This window comes from Bradyrhizobium sp. USDA 4502 (assembly GCF_054063355.1).
Genome location: NZ_JBSSGF010000001.1, coordinates 6,955,328 through 6,976,319 on the forward strand (window position 1 = coordinate 6,955,328; position 20,992 = coordinate 6,976,319).

At 64.9% G+C, this 20,992-nt stretch carries 20 protein-coding genes; 13 read left to right on the forward strand and 7 right to left on the reverse strand.

All coding sequences use genetic code 11. The features are described 5' to 3' along the window. The first annotated feature begins 247 nt into the window (after positions 1-247). On the forward strand, positions 248-973 hold the full coding sequence (locus ACVW1B_RS32510) for a hypothetical protein (RefSeq protein ID WP_456822731.1): 726 nt from the start codon (positions 248-250) through the stop codon (positions 971-973). 9 nt (positions 974-982) lie between these two features. Further along, on the forward strand, positions 983-1,468 hold the full coding sequence (locus ACVW1B_RS32515; protein ID WP_143029463.1) for a hypothetical protein: 486 nt from the start codon (positions 983-985) through the stop codon (positions 1,466-1,468). Between the two features lie 276 nt (positions 1,469-1,744). On the opposite strand, the gene ACVW1B_RS32520 is transcribed toward ACVW1B_RS32515, so the two are convergent. The 3 genes from ACVW1B_RS32520 to hrpB form a co-directional block, all read right to left on the reverse strand. After that, a complete protein-coding gene (locus ACVW1B_RS32520; RefSeq protein WP_316398627.1) occupies positions 1,745-2,245 on the reverse strand; it encodes a TIGR02281 family clan AA aspartic protease in 501 nt (166 codons plus the stop codon). 212 nt (positions 2,246-2,457) lie between these two features. Further along, on the reverse strand, positions 2,458-3,909 hold the full coding sequence (locus ACVW1B_RS32525) for an NCS1 family nucleobase:cation symporter-1 (RefSeq protein ID WP_057018987.1): 1,452 nt from the start codon (positions 3,907-3,909) through the stop codon (positions 2,458-2,460). 219 nt (positions 3,910-4,128) lie between these two features. Then, the gene (gene hrpB, locus ACVW1B_RS32530) at positions 4,129-6,597 is read right to left on the reverse strand and encodes an ATP-dependent helicase HrpB (RefSeq protein WP_253606239.1); all 2,469 of its coding nucleotides are present in this window, start codon (positions 6,595-6,597) and stop codon (positions 4,129-4,131) included. A 207-nt stretch (positions 6,598-6,804) separates the two neighbouring features. On the opposite strand from hrpB, the gene ACVW1B_RS32535 reads away from it, so the two are divergent. The 9 genes from ACVW1B_RS32535 to ACVW1B_RS32575 all read left to right on the forward strand — a co-directional run bounded on the left by ACVW1B_RS32535 (position 6,805) and on the right by ACVW1B_RS32575 (position 15,072). Further along, positions 6,805-7,872, forward strand: coding sequence for an acyltransferase family protein (locus ACVW1B_RS32535; RefSeq protein WP_253606237.1), 1,068 nt, complete (start codon positions 6,805-6,807; stop codon positions 7,870-7,872). A gap of 246 nt (positions 7,873-8,118) precedes the next feature. Further along, positions 8,119-8,730: a sigma-70 family RNA polymerase sigma factor gene (locus tag ACVW1B_RS32540; protein WP_057018990.1), complete on the forward strand. Its 612-nt coding sequence runs from the start codon at positions 8,119-8,121 to the stop codon at positions 8,728-8,730. 411 nt (positions 8,731-9,141) lie between these two features. Then, positions 9,142-9,891, forward strand: coding sequence for a cytochrome c biogenesis CcdA family protein (locus ACVW1B_RS32545; RefSeq protein WP_309145048.1), 750 nt, complete (start codon positions 9,142-9,144; stop codon positions 9,889-9,891). Positions 9,892-9,908: 17 nt separating this feature from the next. After that, on the forward strand, positions 9,909-10,487 hold the full coding sequence (locus tag ACVW1B_RS32550; RefSeq protein ID WP_076834906.1) for a thioredoxin family protein: 579 nt from the start codon (positions 9,909-9,911) through the stop codon (positions 10,485-10,487). A gap of 191 nt (positions 10,488-10,678) precedes the next feature. Next, entirely contained in the window at positions 10,679-12,085 is a 1,407-nt protein-coding gene (locus tag ACVW1B_RS32555) for a cytochrome ubiquinol oxidase subunit I (protein ID WP_253606234.1), read from the forward strand. Beyond that, complete coding sequence (gene cydB, locus ACVW1B_RS32560) at positions 12,082-13,083, forward strand: cytochrome d ubiquinol oxidase subunit II (protein WP_057018993.1); 1,002 nt, start codon at positions 12,082-12,084, stop codon at positions 13,081-13,083. Before ACVW1B_RS32555 ends, cydB begins: the two co-directional genes overlap by 4 nt. Continuing rightward, on the forward strand, positions 13,083-13,211 hold the full coding sequence (locus ACVW1B_RS32565; RefSeq protein WP_156436394.1) for a DUF2474 domain-containing protein: 129 nt from the start codon (positions 13,083-13,085) through the stop codon (positions 13,209-13,211). The genes cydB and ACVW1B_RS32565 overlap by 1 nt, the downstream gene beginning before the upstream one ends. A 170-nt stretch (positions 13,212-13,381) precedes the next feature. After that, positions 13,382-13,975, forward strand: coding sequence for a L,D-transpeptidase (locus ACVW1B_RS32570; protein ID WP_253606232.1), 594 nt, complete (start codon positions 13,382-13,384; stop codon positions 13,973-13,975). Between the two features lie 59 nt (positions 13,976-14,034). After that, positions 14,035-15,072 carry an amino acid ABC transporter substrate-binding protein gene (locus tag ACVW1B_RS32575; protein WP_038385646.1) on the forward strand — a complete coding sequence of 346 codons (1,038 nt, stop codon included), beginning with the start codon at positions 14,035-14,037 and terminating at the stop codon, positions 15,070-15,072. A gap of 355 nt (positions 15,073-15,427) precedes the next feature. Here the strand turns inward: ACVW1B_RS32575 and ACVW1B_RS32580 are convergent, their stop codons facing one another. Both ACVW1B_RS32580 and ACVW1B_RS32585 read right to left on the reverse strand, forming a co-directional pair. Beyond that, the gene (locus tag ACVW1B_RS32580) at positions 15,428-16,567 is read right to left on the reverse strand and encodes an acyl-CoA dehydrogenase family protein (protein ID WP_253606230.1); all 1,140 of its coding nucleotides are present in this window, start codon (positions 16,565-16,567) and stop codon (positions 15,428-15,430) included. A gap of 152 nt (positions 16,568-16,719) precedes the next feature. Next, positions 16,720-17,904 (reverse strand): acyl-CoA dehydrogenase family protein, encoded by a 1,185-nt coding sequence (locus tag ACVW1B_RS32585; RefSeq protein ID WP_253606228.1) that lies wholly within the window; start codon positions 17,902-17,904, stop codon positions 16,720-16,722. A gap of 168 nt (positions 17,905-18,072) precedes the next feature. Between ACVW1B_RS32585 and ACVW1B_RS32590 the strand changes: the two genes are divergently transcribed. Then, positions 18,073-18,618, forward strand: a complete 546-nt coding sequence (locus ACVW1B_RS32590) for a carboxymuconolactone decarboxylase family protein (protein ID WP_253606226.1) — start codon at positions 18,073-18,075, stop codon at positions 18,616-18,618. Between the two features lie 135 nt (positions 18,619-18,753). Further along, positions 18,754-19,248: a VOC family protein gene (locus tag ACVW1B_RS32595; protein WP_253606224.1), complete on the forward strand. Its 495-nt coding sequence runs from the start codon at positions 18,754-18,756 to the stop codon at positions 19,246-19,248. Positions 19,249-19,615: 367 nt separating this feature from the next. On the opposite strand, the gene ACVW1B_RS32600 is transcribed toward ACVW1B_RS32595, so the two are convergent. Then, positions 19,616-20,119, reverse strand: coding sequence for a DUF2938 domain-containing protein (locus ACVW1B_RS32600; RefSeq protein ID WP_253606222.1), 504 nt, complete (start codon positions 20,117-20,119; stop codon positions 19,616-19,618). Then, positions 20,112-20,975: a class I SAM-dependent methyltransferase gene (locus ACVW1B_RS32605; protein ID WP_253606220.1), complete on the reverse strand. Its 864-nt coding sequence runs from the start codon at positions 20,973-20,975 to the stop codon at positions 20,112-20,114. Before ACVW1B_RS32605 ends, ACVW1B_RS32600 begins: the two co-directional genes overlap by 8 nt. Between the last annotated feature and the right edge of the window lie 17 nt (positions 20,976-20,992).

The following is a 20,992-nucleotide window of genomic DNA, read 5'->3' on the forward strand; positions in this document are numbered from 1 at the left end:
ATTGGCCACCGCAACGAACTGAGCTGGCCGATAGCCAGGGCCGACCTCGCCGACAGGCGGCGGTCCGGCGAACACGATGGACAAGCCGAGCCGGAAGCGACACTTCCGCGCCGCCGCGCAAGCTATCCTTCAAGCACTTGCCTTCAAGCACTTGCCTTCAAACACTCAAAGCCAACCCAGCACTCTCCGCGAGGCGCGCCGCACGCGCTCGCCCGAAGATGCCCGCAATATCTGTAGGTGATGATCAATGCCTGATTACTCTCTGGTGCCGGTGGACCATCAGCCGGATTTCGATGACTACTCGCTCGTTCCCGTTGACCACGATCCGTTCGCCGCGGATGGCGTAACTCAACAGGCGCAGATTCAACAGCCGCCGACATCGACTCAACTAACGCGGCCACAGCCGCAAACCCAGCCGCAACAGCCTGCGACAGCAGCCGGTCAGCCCGGCGTCAACGGGCCGGCGACGGGCAACAGCCCCAGCGGATCGGGTGGCGTCGCTGGCATCAAGCGCTTTGGCGGCGCCGAAGGTGGCGACTTTCCGAGCCGCAATGCGGGGATCGGTTTCGAGAGCGCGGAGCGCGCATGGGACGCTGCCCGTAAGGAAATGATAGACCTTGGTGCCCAATATTACCCGGAAGAGACCAAGAGCAGGGGTTTTATCCCGGAACTGGGCGTGGAAATTCATAAGCGCGGCGGACTATATTACTACGATCAGATAGCGCGCGGATTCCAAGACGGAGCGCTGGGCGGTGGTGTGGGGTTTGGCGACAGCGGTGCGGTGGCACGTCGGCACATGCACTGGGATGATCAGCACGAGAGTGATGGAGATCTAGACAATGCGAAGGCTTATTCGCAGAAAACTCCGGATTATCGAGCGTGGGTTGGATCTTGGGGTGGGAGCTATTTGTATTGGCTTCACGGCAAGCCAACGGGGTCGAGAATGCCTGATTGGAATCGATACAAATATTGAGTCATGCCGATGAAAATGTTCGTGCTCGCCGGAGCCTTATGCCTTCTGCTCGCCAATTCAACGGTATGCAAGGCAAACTCGGGCCCCTGGTGTAAGCCGGATGTCGTGACTTTGACTTTCAAAAATCAACAAGGCGGGGATCTTGCGAAGATCGAACTTCGCACCCTCAAGGCAGTTTGCGACCGAAACCCGGAAAAGAAAGGGTTTGGGGTAGGCTTGGAACGGTCGATGCGCATTGAACACAATGGGCAATGGATTGATGTGCCGAAAGAGTGTCTATCCGTTTTTCCTTTTGGGGAAGATGAGGTGTCGCTATCGGGTGACGATGCCGGCCTAGGCATAGCTATTATTGGGAAACCGACGGAGAGAGGCGAGCGTTTAAAAGTCTCGATATTCAAACACGGTGATGAAGTCTTTTGCGTTCAGGTCGTGCGCTGCCCGAATGTCGACGACCCGCCCGGCTATATCAGAGAGTGCAGTAGGGATTTACAGTGAGCACGCCGGGAGATCGGCGCGACGCTCTGCGAAAGCGCCTCAGGTCTGACGTTGCCCGCGAACGTCTGGCGCAAATGCCGCGCCGTCGCGAAGATCGACTCGACTACGCTCTCATTCCCAAAATGTGAACAAGCAGCGCACTGAATTCCCTCGCGGCGACTTGTGTGTCCGCCTTCCTCAGTTTCGGCGGAATTTCTGCCGTTCTGAGGAGACGATGCGCATCACGGAGGAAGACATCCAGCGGAAGACTTGGATAGGCTTTGATGCCAATCGGCCTTACTGCTCCAGCAACAATTTGCCGTTGGCATATTCGAAGCGCTTCAGCTTCGACAGGAAGGACAGGCCGAGCAGGTTTTCCGACAGCGCCTCGTCGGGCAGCACCAGGGCGTCGACGTCGCGCACGGTGAGGCCGCCGATCTCGATCATGGCGATGCGGGCGCGCGCGGCCTTGATGGTGCCGTTGGCAGTGGTGACGCGCGAGGTGTAATCGCCCGGCACCGGACGCAGGCCGAAGCGTGCCGCGGACGTTTCGTTCAGGGCTACCACCGAGGCGCCGGTGTCGACCATGAAGTTGATGCGCTGGCCGTCGATCCGGCCGTCGGTCGCGAAATGACCGCGAGGATCGGGCGCAATACTGAGCGTGCGGGCGCTGGCCTGCGCCACCGTGACGGCTGGGGCCATGATCTGCTTTGTGGTGGTCGCGGCGGCGGGCGACATCTTGCTGGCCATCTGAGCCATGAAGGTGCCCAGCCCGATCAGGATGGCCGCGAAAATCATCAGGTTACGCATGACACCATACTCGGAAAACCGAACACGCAATTTCACCACGCCGCCCGCCCCGCCGCGAGCGAGGGCGGCGGCACGAGCCTGCCATTTTGGCGAAAAGGATGAGCGAAGGGTTAATGCGAGCCCCAAGGGGCGGCCGAATGACGTCGGTCGCCCGCGAGGGCCGCAATTTCCGGCCCTCAGGCCGTCTCTCAGGCCGTCTCTCAGGCCGTCCTGGCGACCGGGCTCGGCATCGCAACGCGCAGCGCGTAATAGACCGCGCCCGCGATCCCGACACCGAAGAACCAGCCATAGACCGCCCACCACGCCGGCAGGATCGAGGTGAAGTTCGGCAGCACCGACGAGAACAGCGCGCCGATGCCGGCGGCGATCAGCGCGCTGACGTTCCAGCCGTTCTGAAAGCGATATTCGCCGTTCTCCTGATACAGCGCCGGCACGTTCACACGGCCTTTGGCGATCAGGTAATAGTCGACCATCATGACGCCGAAGATCGGTCCCATCGTCGCGCCGATCAGCCCGACGAACGAGGCGGCGCTGCCCTCCCAGGGCGCGAACGGATACAGCGCCAGCGCGATCAGCGCCGCGATATAGCCGCCCTTCTTGAAGTCGATATGCCGCGGAAACACGTTCGAGAAATCGAACGCCGGCGAGACGAAATTGGCGACGACGTTGATGCCGAGCGTCGCCACCGCGAAGGTGACCGCCGCGAGCAGCGCCAGGAACCAGCTGTCGAACTTCGCCGAAATCTGGTCGGGATGCAGCAGCACCTCGTGATAGACGTTGAACGCCGCGATCGTGGTGACGCCGGCGACCAGCGAGAACAGGATCAGATTGACCGGCAGGCCCCAGATATTGCCCTTGCGCAGCGCGGCTGCATCGGGCGCATAGCGCGAGAAGTCGCAGAAGTTGAGATAGAGGGCGGCGAAATAGGTGATCCAGGTCGCGGCGACGGCGCACAGCGCCGGGAACGAGCCGGGCACGCCGGGTACGCCAGCCTCCTTGGTCTTCTCCAGCAGCACGTCCTGCGGGATCGGCGCGGTGAGCGAGATGCCGCCGGCCGCGATGCACAGATAGATCGCAAGGATCAGCATCATCAACCACACCGCAGGTCCCGCCCAGTCCTGGAAGCGCCGCACCGTTTCCATGCCGCGCTGGATGATCAGGAGCTGCAGCGCCCAGATCACGACGAAGCAGATCACCTCGAGCGTGGAATGGCCGAGCATATGGCTGGACTGGTGGAACGCCTTGAAGCTGTCGATGCGCGTCAGCAGCGCAACGATCGCGCCCGAGGCCGCCGCAGTCTGCGCGCCGTACCAGAAGCAGGCGACGACAGCGCGGACCAGCGCCGGAATGTTGGCGCCCCAGACCCCGAACGAGGCGCGCGCCAGCACCGGATAGGGCACGCCGGTCCTCACGCCGGCATTGCCGATCAGGCTCATCAGCACGAAGATCACCAGCGACCCGACGCCGATCGCGAGGATGAAATTGACGAAGCTGCCGCAGAGCAGGAACAGGCTGGCGGCGAGATAATAGCCCCACAGGCTATGCACGTCCGAGGTCCAGACGTTGAAGATGCTGAAGGCGCCCCAGTTGCGTTCCTTGGCCGGCGCCAGGTCTTCGTTGTACAGCGACGGCGATGCGTTCTTGATCTCCACGGTGACCTCCCCAAACTGCGAGCCCGTGATCCCATCCCAGCGTGCAAATCTAACCACCGTTTGCGGACGCTCGCCAGCGTTACGTCCCGGATGGTGCGGGTCTATGCCCGTCATTGCGAGCGAAGCGAAGCAATCCATCGTGCGGCATGCGCGGAACGATGGATTGCTTCGTCGCTATCGCTCCTCGCAATGACGGCGATGCATGAGATTCGCGACCCGTCACGTGCCGCGCGGTTTCACGCGCCTGGTCGGCATCGCGCTGGCGGGATCTTCCGGCCAGGGATGGCGCGGATAGCGGCCGCGCAGGTCGGAACGCACCGCAGCGTAACTGCCGCGCCAGAAGCCGGGCAGATCGCGCGTCACCTGCACCGGCCGCTGTGCCGGCGACAGCAGTTCCAGCACCAGCGGCACCGCGCCCTTGGCGATCGAGGGATGGGTGTTGAGCCCGAACAGCTCCTGCAGCCGCACCGCGATGGTCGGGCCCTGCTCGGCCTCGTAATCGATCGCGAGCTGCGTTCCGGTCGGCGCCTCGAAATGCGTCGGCGCCTCGCGATCGAGCCGCGCGCGCAATTCCCACGGCAGCAACGCCATCAACGCGTCCGACAGGTCGCCGGCGGACAGGTCCTTCAGCGCGGTCTTGTCGCAGAGCGCCGGCACCAGCCAGTCGTCGGCACGCGCGGCGAGCGCGGTGTCGGACAGATCGGGCCAGCTCTCGTCCTCGGCCTTGCGCAGGAACATGACACGGTCGCGCCATTGCTTGGAGTGCTTCGACCACGGCAACCGGTCGAGCCCGGCCGCGATGAGCCCGTCGGCGAAGACGCGCGCGGTCTCGGCCGAGGGCGACAGCGACATCGGTGCTTCCGACAGCGTGATCGCGTGCAGCGAACGCCGGCGCCGCGCGCGCAGCGCCATCGCGCCGCGGTCGAACGTCACCTCTTCCACGTTCTCGATCTGGTCGGCGAAACGCTGCTCGATCTCCTCCTGGGTGATCGGCGCCGCCAGCAGGATGCGGCCGCTCGCGGCCGTGCCGGTCAGTTCGGCGACCGCGATATAAGGCAGCCGCGCCAGCGCCGCGGTCTGCTCGACGGCGGCACCGCGGCCGTTGGCCAGCACGAAGCTGCCATTGCCGCGGTTCCTGGCGACCCGATCCGGGAATGCGAAGGCCAGCATGACGCCGGTGGAGAGATCCTTCGCTTCGCCGACAGCCGACTTCACCTGCGCGGCCCAGCGCGCCGCCATGCTGCGAGCGCTCGATGCGCGCTGCGAACGGTCGCGGCGGAACTGGTCGAGCCTGACGTCGAGATCGACACTGTCGCCGCCGAGCCCGCGCTCGGTCAGAACCGCGGCGATCTCGGCCGCCTCCTCGCCCATACCGAAGCGGGCGGAATCCACGATCATGCGCGCCAGCCGCGGCGGCAGCGCCAGCGCGCGCAGGCTCTGCCCTTCCTCTGTCATGCGGCCATCACCGTCGAGCGCCCCGAGCTCCGACAGCAGCGATCTGGCTTCCTTCAGCGCCGGTCCCGGCGGTGGATCGAGGAAGGCAAGGCCCGCGGGATCGCTGACGCCCCATTGCGCGAGGTCGAGCACCAGCGAGGACAGATCGGCGGAGAGGATTTCGGGCGCGGTGTAGGCCGGTAGCGACGCGGTCTGCGGCTCGTCCCAGAGCCGGTAGCAGACGCCGGGCTCGATGCGGCCGGCGCGGCCGCGCCGCTGATCCACCGCGGCGCGCGACGCCCGCACAGTCTCGAGCCGCGTCAATGCAATGTCTGGCTCGTAGCGCGGCACCCGCGCGAGGCCGGAATCGACCACAATGCGGACGCCCTCGATGGTCAGCGAGGTCTCGGCGATCGAGGTCGCCAGCACCACCTTGCGGGTGCCCTTCGGCGCCGGCGCGATGGCGCGATCCTGCACGCTGGCATCGAGCGCGGCGAACAGCGGCACGATCTCGACCGCGGCGTCGTGCACGCGCTCGGCCAAAAAAGTCTGGGTGCGGCGGATCTCGGCGGCGCCCGGTAGGAAGGCGAGCACCGAGCCGGCATCGGCGCGCAGCGCGGCCGCGATCGTCTCGGCCATCTGCCGCTCCAGCGGCGCGTCGACCTTGCGGCCGACGTAACGGGTCTCGACCGGAAAGGCGCGCCCCTCACTTTCGACCACCGGCGCGTCGCCGAGCAGTTTTCCGACGCGTGCGCCGTCGAGCGTTGCCGACATCACGAGGATCCGCAGGTCCTCGCGCAGGCCGGTCTGCGCGTCGCGCGCCAGCGCCAGCCCGAGATCGGCATCGAGCGAGCGCTCGTGGAATTCGTCGAATAGCACCGCGGCGACGCCGTTGAGCTCGGGATCGTCGAGGATCTGGCGCGAGAAGATGCCTTCGGTGACGACCTCGATCCGAGTCGCGCGCGACACCTTCGAGCCGAAGCGCACGCGATAGCCGACGGTCTCGCCGGCACGCTCGCCGAGCGTCTTCGCCATCCGCTCCGCGCTGGCGCGCGCGGCGATGCGGCGCGGCTCCAGCACGATGATCTTCTTGCCCCTCGCCCAGGGTGCATCGAGCAACGCCAACGGCACGCGCGTGGTCTTGCCGGCGCCCGGCGGCGCCACCAGCACCGCGGCGTTGTGGCCCTCGAGCGTGCGATCGAGCTCATCGAGCACGGCGTCGATCGGCAGCGGACTATCGAATTGGCGCGGCAAGGACTTTTCATCATCGCAGCGGCGCTCGGGCCGGGCTGCGTCCCATGGTTAACAATCCGTGTCGGATTCCCTCGCCTCTTAGACCATTCGCCGGCTACGGGAAACCCGCGGAAAGGTCCGGTTTGGTGGCACACCATTTGTATCAATAAAGGAGAAAGCAACCGATCGGGCCGATGATAGGCACGATCACGCCGGAACGAGACAAAGATGACCACGAACGGCACAGCCGCTGCGACAGATCGTTCCGCCCCAGGCGCGAGCGGACGCGTCGACTGGGTCGACTACGCCAAGGGCATCTGCATCATCATGGTCGTGATGATGCATTCGGTGCTGGGGGTCGAGAAGGCCGCCGAGCAGACCGGCTTCATGCATTACGTCGTGATGTTCGCGAAGCCGTTCCGGATGCCTGACTTCTTCCTGATCTCGGGCCTGTTCCTGTCGGTCGTGATCGATCGCGACTGGCGCACCTATCTCGACCGCAAGGTGATGCACTTCGCCTATTTCTACGTGCTCTGGGTGACGATCCAGTTCGGCTTCAAGGCGCCGTCGCTGGCCGCCGAGACCGGTTGGGCCCAGGTTGGGCTGCAATACCTCGAGTCCTTCATCGAGCCGTTCGGCACGCTGTGGTTCATCTATCTGCTGCCGATCTTCTTCGTCGTCACCAAGCTCGCGCGCAACGTCCACCCGCTCGTGATCTGGCTGATCGCGGCAGCGCTGGAGACCGCGCATGTCGCGACCGGCTGGACCGTGGTCGACGAATTCTGCTCGCGCTTCGTCTACTTCTACACCGGCTATGTCCTCGCCGATTACGTGTTCGCGCTCTCGGACCGCGCGCGGGCACGGCCTGCGCTTGCCCTGCTCGGGCTTGGGCTCTGGGCGCTGATCAATGGCGGCCTGGTTGCGCTCGAGGTGAGCGAATGGCCGGTCGTCTCGCTGGCACTCGGCTTTGCCGGCGCCTGCGCGATCATCGTGACCGGCACGCTGCTGGCGCGCGCGCACTGGCTTGGCTTCCTGCGCTTCTGCGGCGAGCATTCGATCGTGATCTATCTCGCCTTCTTCCTGCCGATGGCGGCGTCACGCACCCTTCTGCTGCGCTTCGGCGTCATCCACGACATCGGCCTGATCTCGCTGATCGTGACCGCGGTCGGCGTCGCCGGCTCGCTCTTGATCTGGCGGCTGGCGCTGGCGGCGCGGGCCAATTTCCTGTTCGAACGGCCCGATGCGTTCTGGATTGCCCCGAAAAAGGCGGCGCCCTCGCTGCAGGCGGCCGAATAAGCCCCGACAGTGCCAGAAGTCATAACAGCCGGATTCGTTCCGACGGCGGGAATCCGGCCGTTCGAATTTTCCTCGCATTGAAATTATTGGCTTTTTGGTCCCGAATGTTTCGTCGTCGGGCCGGCGACGAAACAATTCTCCCGTTCACGAAACCATTTTCCGCTTTTCGCGCAGACATCCGGAAACGGGCCGTAACTAACAATTCTCCCAACGAACCGCCGCCCAACGGCGAACTGGGAGCCTGTCATGCCGAACGTCATCGCCATCAACTCTGCAGCCACGAAGCATATCGACGCTGCTCGCGCGACCTCGGATGAAACGCTGCTCGCGCGTATCGCCAAGAATAACCGCACCTCGATGCACACGCTCTATTCCCGTCATAACGTCCGGGTTTACCGCTTCGTGCTCCGCATGGTGCGCGACACCACGATGGCCGAGGACCTGGTGAGCCAGGTGTTCCTGGACGTCTGGCGCACCGCGGCCCAATTCGAGGGCCGCTCGCAGGTCTCGACCTGGCTGCTCTCGATCGCCCGCTTCAAGGCGCTGACCGCGCTACGCCAGCGCAAGCATGAGGACATCGACCAGGACGACGTGCTGGAGATCGCCGACGGCGCCGACACGCCGGAAACCTCGCTCGATCGCGCCACCACCAGCGAGATCCTCCGCGCCTGCGTGGCCAAGCTGTCGCCGGCTCACCGCGAGATCATCAATCTGGTCTACTACCATGAGAAGTCGGTCGAGGAGGCCGGGCAGATCATCGGGATCCCGCAGAGCACGGTGAAGACCCGCATGTTCTATGCCCGCAAGCAGCTCGCCGACCTCCTGCGGGGTGCCGGCGTGGATAGCGTCGCCGCATAAAAGACTGCAAATTCAATACCTTAAATGGAAATCACGCGACCCGGGCAATTGTTCACGAAGCCGAAAAATTCAGGCGACGAAACAATTGAAACAATCGACGACATCACCCGGAAAAACGCGACCTCTATACCTATATCCAACGACGCAACCCCAACCCCAATTCACTGAACCGGTTTCGATACTTCTTCGTTCTAACCTCCCAAGTAGCCTCCAACGACCCGGCCGGGATGCCCCCCAGCCGGGTCGCTCTGTATTTGACGCGACGTCGTGAAGCCGAGTGCACCTCGCCTCACACAGACGTGACGCGGCCCGCGACCGGCCCGCCGTAACGGCCAAACCGTCCTCGCGAAGAACATCAGGCGTACCCGGCACGGCCCTCTGGCGCGCCGGGACTCTGATGGACGGATGACGATGCTCAGCCTTGCCCTTGCCCTGCTTGCCGGTGTCGCCACCGTCGCCGCCCCTTGCACCCTGCCGATGCTGCCGATCCTGCTCGGGGTATCGATAGGCCAGACCGGCAAGGCGCGGCCCGCGATGATCGCGCTCGGCTTCGTGATGTCATTCTCTGCGGTGGCATTGCTGCTGAGCGCGATCACGCGCGCCTTCGATTTCGATCCGAACGTGCTGCGGACCGGCGCGGCCGTGCTGCTCGCGGGCTTCGGCCTCCTGATGATCTGGCCGGCGCCGTTCGAATGGCTGTCGATCCGGCTCACCGGCGCTACCAAAGCGTTTTCGAGCGAAACCGGTTCGCGTCAAGAAAGCGCGTCTAAACAACAGGGCAGCCTCGGTCATGCCGCGCCGTCGCAAAGCCTGTTCGGCGGCTTCGTGCTCGGCTCTACGCTCGGCCTGGTGTGGACGCCGTGCGCCGGCCCCGTGCTCGGCTCGATCCTGACCATCGTCGCGACCTCGAAGGACACCGCGTGGGCGAGCCTGCAGCTCGTCACCTACGCGATCGGCGCCGCGATCCCGATGCTTGCGATTGCCTATGGCGGACAGGCCGTCACCACGCGCGTGCGCAGCATGGCGCGGATCGCGCCGCGCCTGCAGCAGGGCTTCGGCGTCGTGATCGTCGCATTCGCCGCGCTGTCCTACCTGCAATACGACACGCTGATCGTGGCGTGGCTGACCCAGTTCTATCCCAACGGCCAGATCGGCCTGTAAGCCCAAAGGAGATATCGATGTCCCTGCGCTTGATTGCCGTATCCGCTCTGGTTACGGGCCTTGGCCTCGGCGGCGCCGTCATTCCCGGCCTCTGCACCGAGTCAGACGCGCCGGCACAGCCGGTGCCGCGGGCGATCGCCATGACAACCGGACAGAGCCAGACCGCGCCCGAATTCGTCGGCATCAGCAACTGGTTCAATTCGCAGCCGCTCAGGCTCGCCGACCTGCGCGGCAAGGTCGTGCTGGTGGATTTCTGGACCTATGGCTGCGTCAACTGCGTCAACACGCTGCCGCACGTCACCCAGCTCTATTCGAAGTACCGGGATCGCGGCCTCGTCGTGATCGGTGTCCACACGCCGGAATTCCCGTTCGAGCATTCGGCCTCCAACGTGCAGGCGGCGCTGAAGCGGCACGGCATCCTCTATCCGGTGGCGCAGGACAACAATTCGCAGACCTGGAACGCCTACCGCAACCAGTATTGGCCGGCGCAATACGTGATCGACCAGAACGGCAAGATCGTGTTCCAGCACGCCGGCGAGGGACAGTACGACGAGATCGACCGCACCGTCGCGCGGCTGCTCAACGCCAATAGCTAAAGCCTGATGAAAATCAGGTTGAGCTGGAACGGCGTCGAAAGCTCACCTCTCCCCGACGGGGAGAGGTGAACCGGGACCGCGCCAAGCCGATCCAGCCAAAACTCAACCCGCTCTAGTCGGACAATCCGCCCTCTTTGTCGTCACAGCTGACGTGGTAAGGTCCACGCCAGGTCGACGACGGATGGTGCGTAATGTTCGAAGGCTGGGATGCGGTCGTACTCGCCCGCGCGCAATTCGCTTTCACGATGTCGTTCCACATCGTGTTTCCCGCATTCTCGATCGGGCTTGCGAGCTATCTCGCGGTGCTGGAAGCGCTGTGGCTTGCCACCAGGCGCGAGGTCTACATCAACCTGTTCAATTACTGGCTGAAGATCTTCGCGGTCGCGTTCGGCATGGGCGTGGTCTCGGGCATCGTGATGTCCTACCAGTTCGGCACCAACTGGTCGTCCTTTGCCGACAAGACCGGGCCGGTGATCGGCCCGATGATGGCCTATGAGGTGCTGACCGCATTCTTCCTGGAAGCCGGTTTCCTCGGCGTGATGCTGTTCGGGCTCGAGCGCGTCGGCCCCAGGCTGCACTTCGTGGCGACGCTGATGGTCGCGATCGGCACGCTGATCTCGGCGTTCTGGATTCTGTCGGCCAATTCCTGGATGCAGACACCGACCGGCCACGCCGTCAACGCCGACGGCCAGTTCGTCGCCGCCGACTGGCTCAAGGTGATCTTCAATCCGTCGTTCCCCTATCGCCTCGTGCACATGGTGCTGGCGGCGTACCTCACCACCTCGCTCGTGGTCGGCGCGGTCGGTGCCTGGCATCTGCTGCGCGACCAGCATCTGGCGGGAGCGCGCGTGATGTTCTCGATGGCGATGTGGATGGCCACCCTGGTGGCGCCGATCCAGATCCTCGCCGGCGACCAGCACGGCCTCAACACGCTGGAGCACCAGCCCGCCAAGGTGATGGCGATGGAAGGCCATTACCAGAGCCACAAGGACGGCGCGCCGCTGATCCTGTTCGGCTGGCCCGACCAGCGTGAGGCGAAGGTGAAGTATGCGATCGAGGTGCCGAAACTGTCGTCGCTGATCCTGAAGCATTCGCTCGACGCGCCGCTGGCCGGCCTCGACACCGTGCCGCGCGAGAACTGGCCGCCGGTGCCGATCACCTTCTGGTCGTTCCGCATCATGGTCGGCCTCGGCTTCCTGATCATGGGGCTCGGCCTGCTCAGCCTTTTGATGCGCTGGCGGGGGATGATGTACCAGTCGCCGCTGCTGCATCGCTTCGCCGTGCTGATGGGCCCCGCCGGCTTCATCGCGGTGCTCGCGGGCTGGATCACCACGGAGACCGGGCGGCAACCGTTCACGGTCTACGGGCTGCTGCGGACCGCCGATTCGGCGTCGCCGCTGGCAGCGCCCGCGGTGGGCTCGTCGTTGATCGCCTTCATCATCGTCTATTTCGCCGTGTTCACCGCGGGCGTGATCTACATCCTGCGGCTGATGGCGCAGCCGCCGCATCCCGGCGAGCAGGGCCCGACGAAGGATCTTCCGGCCCGCGCGGCCGGCATCACGCCGGCGGCGGGCGCAGCCGTGGAGGGCGCGCGATGATCGATCTCGCCACGATCTGGGCCTTCATCATCGCCTTTGCCGTGTTCGTCTATGTCGTGATGGACGGCTTCGATCTCGGCCTCGGCATCCTGTTCCCACTGTTTCCGCAAAAGACCGACCGCGACGTCATCATGAACACGGTGGCGCCGGTGTGGGACGGCAACGAGACCTGGCTGGTGCTCGGCGGCGGCGGCATGATGGCGGCGTTTCCGCTGGCCTATGCGGTGCTGATGCCGGCGCTCTACACGCCGATGATCGCGATGCTGCTCGGCCTCGTGTTCCGCGGCGTCGCCTTCGAATTCCGCTGGCGGACCCAGAAGGCGCGCAACAAATGGGATATCGCTTTCGCCGGCGGCTCGCTGCTTGCGACACTGGCGCAGGGGATCGCGCTCGGCGCCATCCTGCAGGGCATCCATGTCGAGGGCCGCCAGTACGCCGGCGGCTGGTGGGATTGGCTGACGCCGTTCAGCGTCCTGACCGGCGTCGCGCTGGTGATCGGCTACGCGCTGCTCGGCGCGACCTGGCTGGTGATGAAGACCGAGGGCGAGCTGCGCGACCGCGCCTATCATCTGAGCTGGATGTTGTTGGTCGCGATGCTGGGCGCAATCGGCGCCGTCAGCATCGCGACGCCTTTCCTCAGCGTGCAGTACACCCAGCGCTGGTTCGCCTGGCCCAACATCATCCTCACCGCGCCGGTGCCGATCGCGGTCGCCGCCGTCACCGCACTGCTGCTGCGCGCGCTGAGCAACAAGAACGACCACCAGCCGTTCTTCCTGACGCTCGGGCTGTTCGCGCTGTCCTATGCCGGACTCGGCATCAGCATGTATCCGTACATCGTGCCGCAGAGCATCACGATCTGGCAGGCGGCGGCACCGACCAACAGCCAGGTCTTCATGCTGGTCGGCGTCTCGATCCTGGTGCCGCTGATCCTCGGCTACACCGCCTGGGCCTATTGGGTGTTCCGCGGCAAGGTGCGCCCCGGCCACGGATACCACTGATGCCCGAGGGCTCGAATCAGCGGCCGCTCGGCCAGCGCCTGCTGTGGTTCGCAGCGCTGTGGCTCGGCGGCGTCGGCACCGTGGCGCTGATCTCGTTCGCCTTGCGACTCTGGATCGCGCCGAAATGAGGCGGCCCGCGCAACGTGCCGCGACAATCAATGACAAAAAACAGAAGCATTACAGGGATATACCTGTGATGCCGCCCTAAGCTTGCCATCAAGCTGCCGCTGAGATTTGATGCTGCCTGATTTGCGGGTGGAGCAACCATTTGGCCGCGTGCCAACAAGGAGAGCTTTCAATGACGAAGTTTCGTCACCTGGTCTGGATGTTGATCGCGACGGGCGCGCTCGTGCTGTCGACGTCGCAGGGCTTCGCCCAGAACCGCCCGGACGCCGACGAGCCCGGCCTTGTTGCTGACGACGGCTACGAGCTCGACCCGGAATGGCAGAAGCAGGTCGTGTATTACCGGTCCAATGAGGCGCCGGGCACCATCATCGTCGCGACGGCCGAACGTCACCTTTATTTGGTGCAGGGCAATGGCCGCGCGCTCCGCTACGGTATCGGCGTCGGCCGCGAAGGCTTTCAATGGCAGGGCCTCGTGAGCATCACCCGTAAGGCCGAGTGGCCCGACTGGGTGCCGCCGCCGGAAATGATCGCGCGCCAGCCCTATCTGCCGCGCTTCATGGCGGGCGGCCCGGGCAATCCGCTCGGCGCACGCGCGATGTATCTCGGCACCACGGTCTACCGCATCCACGGCACCAACCGGCCCGACACCATCGGCACCGCCGTTTCCTCCGGCTGCTTCCGCCTGGTCAACAACGACGTCGCCGATCTCTACAACCGCGTTCCGGTCGGCACCAAGGTGATCATCCGGCAGAAGCCCGAACTCTGATCTCTACCCGCCTTCGATATCCGCCCTGATTTTCCCCGATCCTTCGCGAGAGAGAACCCATGCGTACATTTCGAGGCGGCCTGACGATCGGGCTCGCGATCGCCGCGCTGGTTGCGGCCGCCGCCATCACCTATGAGCGTTACGACACCCGCACGCTGAAGCGCACCGTCCGTCGCGGCGACGTGCTGTGCGGCGTCAACAAGGGCCTGCCGGGCTTCTCGATTCCGGACGACAAGGGTAACTGGACCGGCTTCGACGTCGACTTCTGCCGCGCGGTCGCGTCGGCGATCTTCGACGACCCGTCGAAGGCGAAGTTCGTGCCGCTCGACGCCAGCGAGCGCTTCAAGGAGCTGCAGAATCGCAAGGTCGACATCCTCTCGCGCAACTCCACCTGGAGCATGTCGCGCGAGACCAATTACGACCTCTATTTCCCCGCGGTCGCCTATTATGACGGCCAGGGCTTCATGCTGCCGCGCTCGCGCAACATCGATTCCGCGCTCGACCTGAACGGCAGCAAGGTCTGCGTGCAAGCCAACACCACGACGCAGCTCAATCTCGCCGACTATTTCCGTGCCAACAACATGAAGTACACGGAGATGAAGTTCGACAAGCTGGACGACGTCGTGAAGGCCTATAACTCCGGCCAGTGCGATACGCTGACGTCGGACGCCTCGCAGCTCTATGCGCTGCGGCTCAACCTCGCCAAGCCGAGCGACCACACGATCCTCGCCGACATCATCTCCAAGGAGCCGCTGGCGCCGGTGGTGCGCTTGCGCGACGACGACTGGATGATGATCGTGAAGTGGACGCTGTACGCCATGATCAACGCCGAAGAGCTCGGCATCACCTCGAAGAACATCGACGAGGCGCTGAAGTCGAAGAAGCCGGAGGTGATGCGGCTGGTCGGCACCGAGGGCAGCTATGGCGAGGATCTCGGTCTGACCAAGGACTGGGCGGTGCGCATCATCCGCCATGTCGGCAATTACGGCGAGGTCTACGACCGCAACGTCGGCGCCGACTCCAAGCTGAAGATCCCGCGCGGCATGAACCAGCTCTGGAACGCCGGCGGCGTCCAGTACGCGCCGCCGATCCGGTAGACTCTCCATCGTCATTGCGAGGAGCTCGCGACAGAATTGCAAAGCAATTTTGCGCTGAAGCGACGAAGCAATCCATTTCGCCACAAGTGGAGAGATGGATTGCTTCGCTTCGCTCGCAATGACGAGCCTATGCCAAGCCGCCCTCACCGCTGTCATCACCCGCGCGAAAGCGGGTGATCCAGTACGCCGCGGCTTCTCGGCTCAAGCGCCGACGTCTCTGGAATACTGGAACGCCCGGTCCCGTCTACGCCAAGGCTTCGACGAGGCTTTCGCTTTCAGGCGCGCCGAAGCTTGAGCGAAGGCGGCGAGCCGGGCGATGACAGCGTGTTGCGTAGCGACAATGACGCGGCGAAGATCAATACCCCTTGCCGCTCGCCAGCTGGTCGGTGTGGAAGTTGCTGTCGCCGAACAGCTCCTGGCAGACGCGGGCGCGCTTCATGAAGAAGCCGATGTCGAACTGGTCAGTCATGCCCATGCCGCCATGCATCTGCACGCCCTCCTGCACGGCCAGCGTCGCAGTGGTGCCGGCACGCGCTTTTGCCACCGCGACCGCGGTGGCCGCCTTGTCGACATCCGTATCGAGCGCCTGCAACGCCTTCAGCACGGCGGCGCGCGTGATCTCGATATCGATATAGAGCTGGGCGGCACGGTGCTGCAGCGCCTGGAATTCGCCGATCGCCTTGCCGAACTGCTTGCGCTCCTTCAGATAGGCCACGGTGCGGCCGAACACCTCGTCGGAGAGGCCGACCATTTCGGACGCCACCGTGCCGCGGCCGATATTGAGCACGCCCTCGAGCAGCCCAAAGCCCTGATCGACTTCGCCGAGCACGCTGTCGGCGTTGACCTCGACATTGTCGAACACGATGCGCGCCGCGTTGTGCGAATCGACCATCGCGGTGCGCTCGACCGCGAGCCCCTTCGCCTTCGGATCGACCAGGAACAACGTCAGCCCGTTCCTGTCGCCGGCGCCGCCGGCCGTGCGCGACGCCACGATCAGGAGGTCGGCGGTGTGGCCGTCGACCACGAAGGCCTTGTCGCCCGACAGCTTGAAGCCGTTGCCGGAGCGCGTGGCCTGCAACTTCGTCTGCAGCGGGCGATGCTTGGCGCCCTCATCGATCGCGAGCGCCGCCAGCAGCGAGCCGTCGGCGATCTTCGGCAGATGCTGCGCCTTCTGCGCCTCGCTGCCGCCGCGCGACAGCGCCGAGGCGGCGAGCACCGAGGTCGCGAGGAACGGCGACGGCATCAAGGTGCGGCCGATCTCCTCCATGACGATGCCGGCCTCGACGCAGCCGAGCCCGCTGCCGCCGAACTGGTCCGGCACCAGCAGGCCGGAGAAGCCCATCTCCGCAAATGTCTTCCAGAGATCGCGCGAGAAGCCGGTGGCATCCTTGGCATCGCGCAAGGACCGCAGATGCGCCACCGGCGCCTTGTCGCTGATGAGGCCGCGCGCACTGTCGCGCAGCATGGATTGTTCTTCGGTGAGGACGAGGGCCATTGGAAATCCGATCTAACGTTCTAAGCAACGGTCTGAGTTCGTCATTCCGGGGCGATGCGACAGCATCGAACCCGGAATCTCGAGGTTCCACAATGCGCAACTGCGCATTAGGGTTCGCCGCTTCGCGACGCCCCGGAACGACGGTGCAGCGATCACGCGCCCGGCAAATCGAGGATGCGCTTGGCGACGATGCCGAGCATCACCTCCGAGGTGCCGCCCTCGATCGAATTGGCCTTGGTGCGCAGCCAGGCGCGCGGGCGGGCGCCGCCTTTGGAGCGGTCGCTCTCCCATTCCAGCGCGTCGATGCCGCCGGCCGACATCAGGATCTCATAGCGGCGCTTGTTGAGCTCGGTGCCGTAATATTTCATCGCCGAGGAGAACGCCGGATGCGATTGCCCGGCCTTGGCGAGATCGACCGCGCGCTCGGCGGCGGCAGCGAGCGCGGCCTCGTCGACCTCGAAGCTCGCGATCTGGCTGCGCAGCTGCGCGTCATCGAGCTTGCCCTGCGCGTCCGCACCGATCGAGTCGGCGGCGATCTGGCCGAGCGGACGACCGACGCCGCGCTCGCCCATGCCGGAGATCATCGCGCGCTCGTGCTGCAGCAGATATTTCGCGACATCCCAGCCGCGATTGACGGTGCCGACGACATGCGACTTCGGCACGCGAACATTGTCAAAGAAGGTTTCGCAGAACGGCGAATAGCCCGAGATCAGGAGGATCGGCTTGGTCGACACGCCCTTCGAGGTCATGTCGAACAGGATGAAGCTGATGCCGTCATGCTTCTTCGCCGCCGGATCGGTGCGCACCAGGCAGAAGATCCAGTCGGCGTAGTTGGCGTAGGACGTCCAGATCTTCTGGCCGTTGATGATGTAATCGTCGCCGTCGCCGACCGCGCGGGTCTGCAGCGAGGCGAGGTCGGAGCCGGCATTCGGCTCGGAATAGCCCTGGCACCAGCGGATCAGGCCCGCGGTGATCTTCGGCAGATGCTCCTTCTTCTGCTCCTCGGTGCCGTATTTCAGCAGCGCCGGTCCCAGCATCGAGATGCCGAACGAGGTCAGCGGCTGACGCGCGCCGATCGCAGCCATCTCCTGGCGCACGATCTTGGCCTCCTCGCCGTCGAGGCCTCCGCCGCCATATTCCTTCGGCCAATGCGGCACGGTCCAGCCCTTGTCGCGCATCCGCTCGAACCAGACGCGCTGCGCTTCGGACGAGAATTTCGTGTTGCGGCCACCCCAGAAGGTATCGCCATCCGAGGTCATCGGCTTGCGCATCTCCGCCGGGCAATTCTGCTCCAGCCAGGCGCGGGTCTCCGCGCGGAATTTCTCGAGGTCGGCCATGGTGCGTTTCCAGTCAAATTCGACGAATTGGATTCGACCTTAGACCTACGCAGCCGCCGAATTCAATATGCCTCGCGGCCGCGCCATGCTCTGGCGTCGCTACTCACTGCGCGCGATCGGGTGTATCGCCGAGATGGGGTAACGCTTGAAAAACAAAAGGAAACGGACATGCGGCTGAAGCTGCTTTCGCCTAGCGAAATGAACGCCGCCCAGAAAGAAACCTACGACGAGTCGATTGCCGGCAAGCGCGGCGCGCCACCCGCGCCGATGATGGCCTGGCTGAACAGCCCCGAGATGGCACGGCATGCCACGCGGCTCGGCGAGGTGCTGCGCTTCGACACGATCTTTCCCCCAAAACTGTCGGAGATCGCGATCCTCGTCACCGCGCGGCACTGGACCGCGCATTACGAGTGGTATGCCCACAAGCGCCTGGCGCTGAAGGGCGGCCTCGATCCGAAGATCATCGAGGACATTCGCGTGCGCCGGACGCCGAGCTTCGACGAGCCCAAGGCCAGGGTGATCTACGACGTCGCCAAGGCGCTGCACGAAGGTCACGGCCTGCCGAAGGCACTGTATGACGAGGCGATCGAGGTGCTGAGCCAACGCGGCCTGGTCGAGGTGATCGGCCTCTGCGGCTACTACACGATGGTGTCGATGACGCTGAACACGTTCGAGTTCCAGCTGCCCGGCGGCGAGTTGTCGGAACTCTGCTAGGCCCGGCCGACCGTGGCGCCTTTCGGAAACGCTGCGTTTCCGGATCGATCGCTCCGGCGTCGGCAAATCCGGACTATATCAGGCGGCGAACCTCGCCCCTGATGGCAGGGGCATTGACGTCAACGGAGTCCGCTCATGCCAGAGAGTCCCCCCATCATCGCGGGCACCCGAATCGGACATGTCCACCTCAAGGTGGCCGATCTCGAACGCGCGCTCGGCTTCTATTGCGGCGTGCTCGGCTTCGAGCTGCAGCAGCGGCTGGGCACGGACGCGGCCTTCATCTCGGCCGGCGGCTATCACCACCACATCGGCCTCAACACCTGGGAAAGCAAGGGCGGCCATCCGCCGCCGCCGGGCACCACGGGCCTGTTCCACACCGCCATCCTCTATCCCACCCGCCCGGCGCTCGCCGATGCGCTGCACAGGGTGCTGTCGGCCGGCATCCAGCTCGACGGCGCCAGCGACCACGGCGTCAGCCAGGCGCTTTACCTGCGCGATCCCGACGAGAACGGCGTCGAGCTCTATTGGGATCGCCCCGAGGCCGAATGGCCGCGCAGCACGGACGGCAAGCTCGCGATGTTCACGCGACGGCTGGACCTGGACGACCTGCTGAAGCAGCGTGCGACGTAATTCCGCAAGGGGATAATCTCGTAGCCCGGATGAAGCGCAGCGAAATCCGGGGTTCGCTCCATGAGGTAATACTGCTCCCGGATTACGCTTCGCTCCATCCGGGCTACGAGTGCTTTCCCCTTCCCCCTGAAAGGGGGAAGGTCGGGATGGGGGTTAGCCGCGGGCTCTGCTGCAAATGGAGAGAGCAGATCCCCACCCGCTTTGCTCTGCGAGCAAAGCGACCTCCCCTTTCCAAGGGGAGGTGAAGAGGTAGCTCGGATGGAGCCAACGGGTCGCGCGAACGCGCGCCCGATGACAGGCTCCGCGAAATCCGGGGTTCGCGCCGTAAGGTGATGTTGTCCCCGGATTGCGCTTCGCTTCATCCGGGCTACGGGTTCAGGAACGGGTGCACGAGCCAGCCGGCCACATATAGCCCAAAGCCGAACACCGTGTGCGTGACGAGGCTCTGCAGCCGCGCCGCCCATGGATGGGGCGTGCGGCTCGCGGCGATGCCGGCGCCCATCGCGGGCTGCATCACCAGGAACGGCGCGGCCACGCTGCCGATCCCGACCATCAGGGCCGGAGCGATGGTGGGCTGCCGCATCCAATCGAGGCCGACGATCGCAAGCAGCACGCCGGCAAAGCCGATCCCGATCAGATAATGCGCGGCCCATCCTATGACCCGTTCGCCCGCGATCTGCGGTGACGCGGCGATGCGGTCGTGGCGCAGGCGGGCGGATACGAGATGGCCGAGCCAGCGGCCGACCAGGGCATAGTCCAGCGACGGGATGCCAAGGAGGCGCGTGCGGACCATCCCCCAGATGTCCATCACGACGGTCGCGCCGGTCCCGATCAGCACCGCGCTCGCCACAAACTCCGCGGCTTCAACCATGTGCGGTCTCCGCCGGCGCCCGTGCCGCGACCATCCAGCACGCCGCGGTGAAGCGAATGTCGTTGCCGTGGATGTAACGATCGAAGGCACCGCACACGGTCTCGATCACTTGCGTGCGGCGCGGCTCCTCCATCGCCTGCAGCATCGTCCCGACCGGGCCGAGCCAACTCACATAGCGGGTCAGCTCCGATGCCGGAAAGCTGAGCGCGACATCGACCGGGTCGACCGCGATCGCGTCCCAGCCGCTATCCTCCAGGATAGTTTCGACCCGCTTCCGGTCGGCAAAGCCGAACTGCCCCGGCGCATCGGGACGCCGCGCCGGAAGATCCGGCAGCAACGGCTTCGCCGCCTGTTCCGCCGTCGTCATGAACGGGTTCTCGGCGGCGCCGCGCCAGGCGATGAAGCGGAGCGCAGCACCCGGCCGCGCGGCGCGGCGCAGATTGGCGAAAGCCTGCACCGGATCGGCAAAGAACATCACGCCGAGGCGCGAGATGATCATGTCGAAGCTCGCGGGCGCGAACGGATAGGTCTGCGCGTCGGCGCAGATGAAGCTGACCGGCCGCCCTTCCTGCTCCGCGCGGGCGCGCGCCGCCGCGATCATCGGCTCGGAAATGTCGATGCCGGTGCAATGCCCTTGACGGCCGAGCACGCGGGCCACAGCGAAAGTCGTGGCGCCCGTGCCGCAACCGATATCGAGCACCCGGCTTGCCGCGGCATCGGACACCGCCTGAACGAGCAGCTCTTCAAGCGGCCTGAACATCCCTTCCAGCACCTCGCGCGTCTCGACCCAGGCGCGGCCGGCGGCGCCGTTCCAGAGTTTGACCTGCTCGTCGTCGACTTGCGCTGCGACACCCATGATTCTCGTCCTTGTTG

Bases quoted from the DNA above. Each gene is read 5' to 3' on its own strand.
- ACVW1B_RS32510 (WP_456822731.1), top strand. From the start codon at position 248: ATGCCTGATTACTCTCTGGTGCCGGTGGACCATCAGCCGGATTTCGAT.
- ACVW1B_RS32515 (WP_143029463.1), top strand. From the start codon at position 983: ATGAAAATGTTCGTGCTCGCCGGAGCCTTATGCCTTCTGCTCGCCAAT.
- ACVW1B_RS32520 (WP_316398627.1), bottom strand. From the start codon at position 2,245: ATGATTTTCGCGGCCATCCTGATCGGGCTGGGCACCTTCATGGCTCAG.
- ACVW1B_RS32535 (WP_253606237.1), top strand. From the start codon at position 6,805: ATGACCACGAACGGCACAGCCGCTGCGACAGATCGTTCCGCCCCAGGC.
- ACVW1B_RS32540 (WP_057018990.1), top strand. From the start codon at position 8,119: ATGCCGAACGTCATCGCCATCAACTCTGCAGCCACGAAGCATATCGAC.
- ACVW1B_RS32545 (WP_309145048.1), top strand. From the start codon at position 9,142: ATGCTCAGCCTTGCCCTTGCCCTGCTTGCCGGTGTCGCCACCGTCGCC.
- ACVW1B_RS32550 (WP_076834906.1), top strand. From the start codon at position 9,909: ATGTCCCTGCGCTTGATTGCCGTATCCGCTCTGGTTACGGGCCTTGGC.
- ACVW1B_RS32555 (WP_253606234.1), top strand. From the start codon at position 10,679: ATGTTCGAAGGCTGGGATGCGGTCGTACTCGCCCGCGCGCAATTCGCT.
- cydB (WP_057018993.1), top strand. From the start codon at position 12,082: ATGATCGATCTCGCCACGATCTGGGCCTTCATCATCGCCTTTGCCGTG.
- ACVW1B_RS32565 (WP_156436394.1), top strand. From the start codon at position 13,083: ATGCCCGAGGGCTCGAATCAGCGGCCGCTCGGCCAGCGCCTGCTGTGG.
- ACVW1B_RS32570 (WP_253606232.1), top strand. From the start codon at position 13,382: ATGACGAAGTTTCGTCACCTGGTCTGGATGTTGATCGCGACGGGCGCG.
- ACVW1B_RS32575 (WP_038385646.1), top strand. From the start codon at position 14,035: ATGCGTACATTTCGAGGCGGCCTGACGATCGGGCTCGCGATCGCCGCG.
- ACVW1B_RS32580 (WP_253606230.1), bottom strand. From the start codon at position 16,567: ATGGCCCTCGTCCTCACCGAAGAACAATCCATGCTGCGCGACAGTGCG.
- ACVW1B_RS32585 (WP_253606228.1), bottom strand. From the start codon at position 17,904: ATGGCCGACCTCGAGAAATTCCGCGCGGAGACCCGCGCCTGGCTGGAG.
- ACVW1B_RS32590 (WP_253606226.1), top strand. From the start codon at position 18,073: ATGCGGCTGAAGCTGCTTTCGCCTAGCGAAATGAACGCCGCCCAGAAA.
- ACVW1B_RS32595 (WP_253606224.1), top strand. From the start codon at position 18,754: ATGCCAGAGAGTCCCCCCATCATCGCGGGCACCCGAATCGGACATGTC.
- ACVW1B_RS32600 (WP_253606222.1), bottom strand. From the start codon at position 20,119: ATGGTTGAAGCCGCGGAGTTTGTGGCGAGCGCGGTGCTGATCGGGACC.
- ACVW1B_RS32605 (WP_253606220.1), bottom strand. From the start codon at position 20,975: ATGGGTGTCGCAGCGCAAGTCGACGACGAGCAGGTCAAACTCTGGAAC.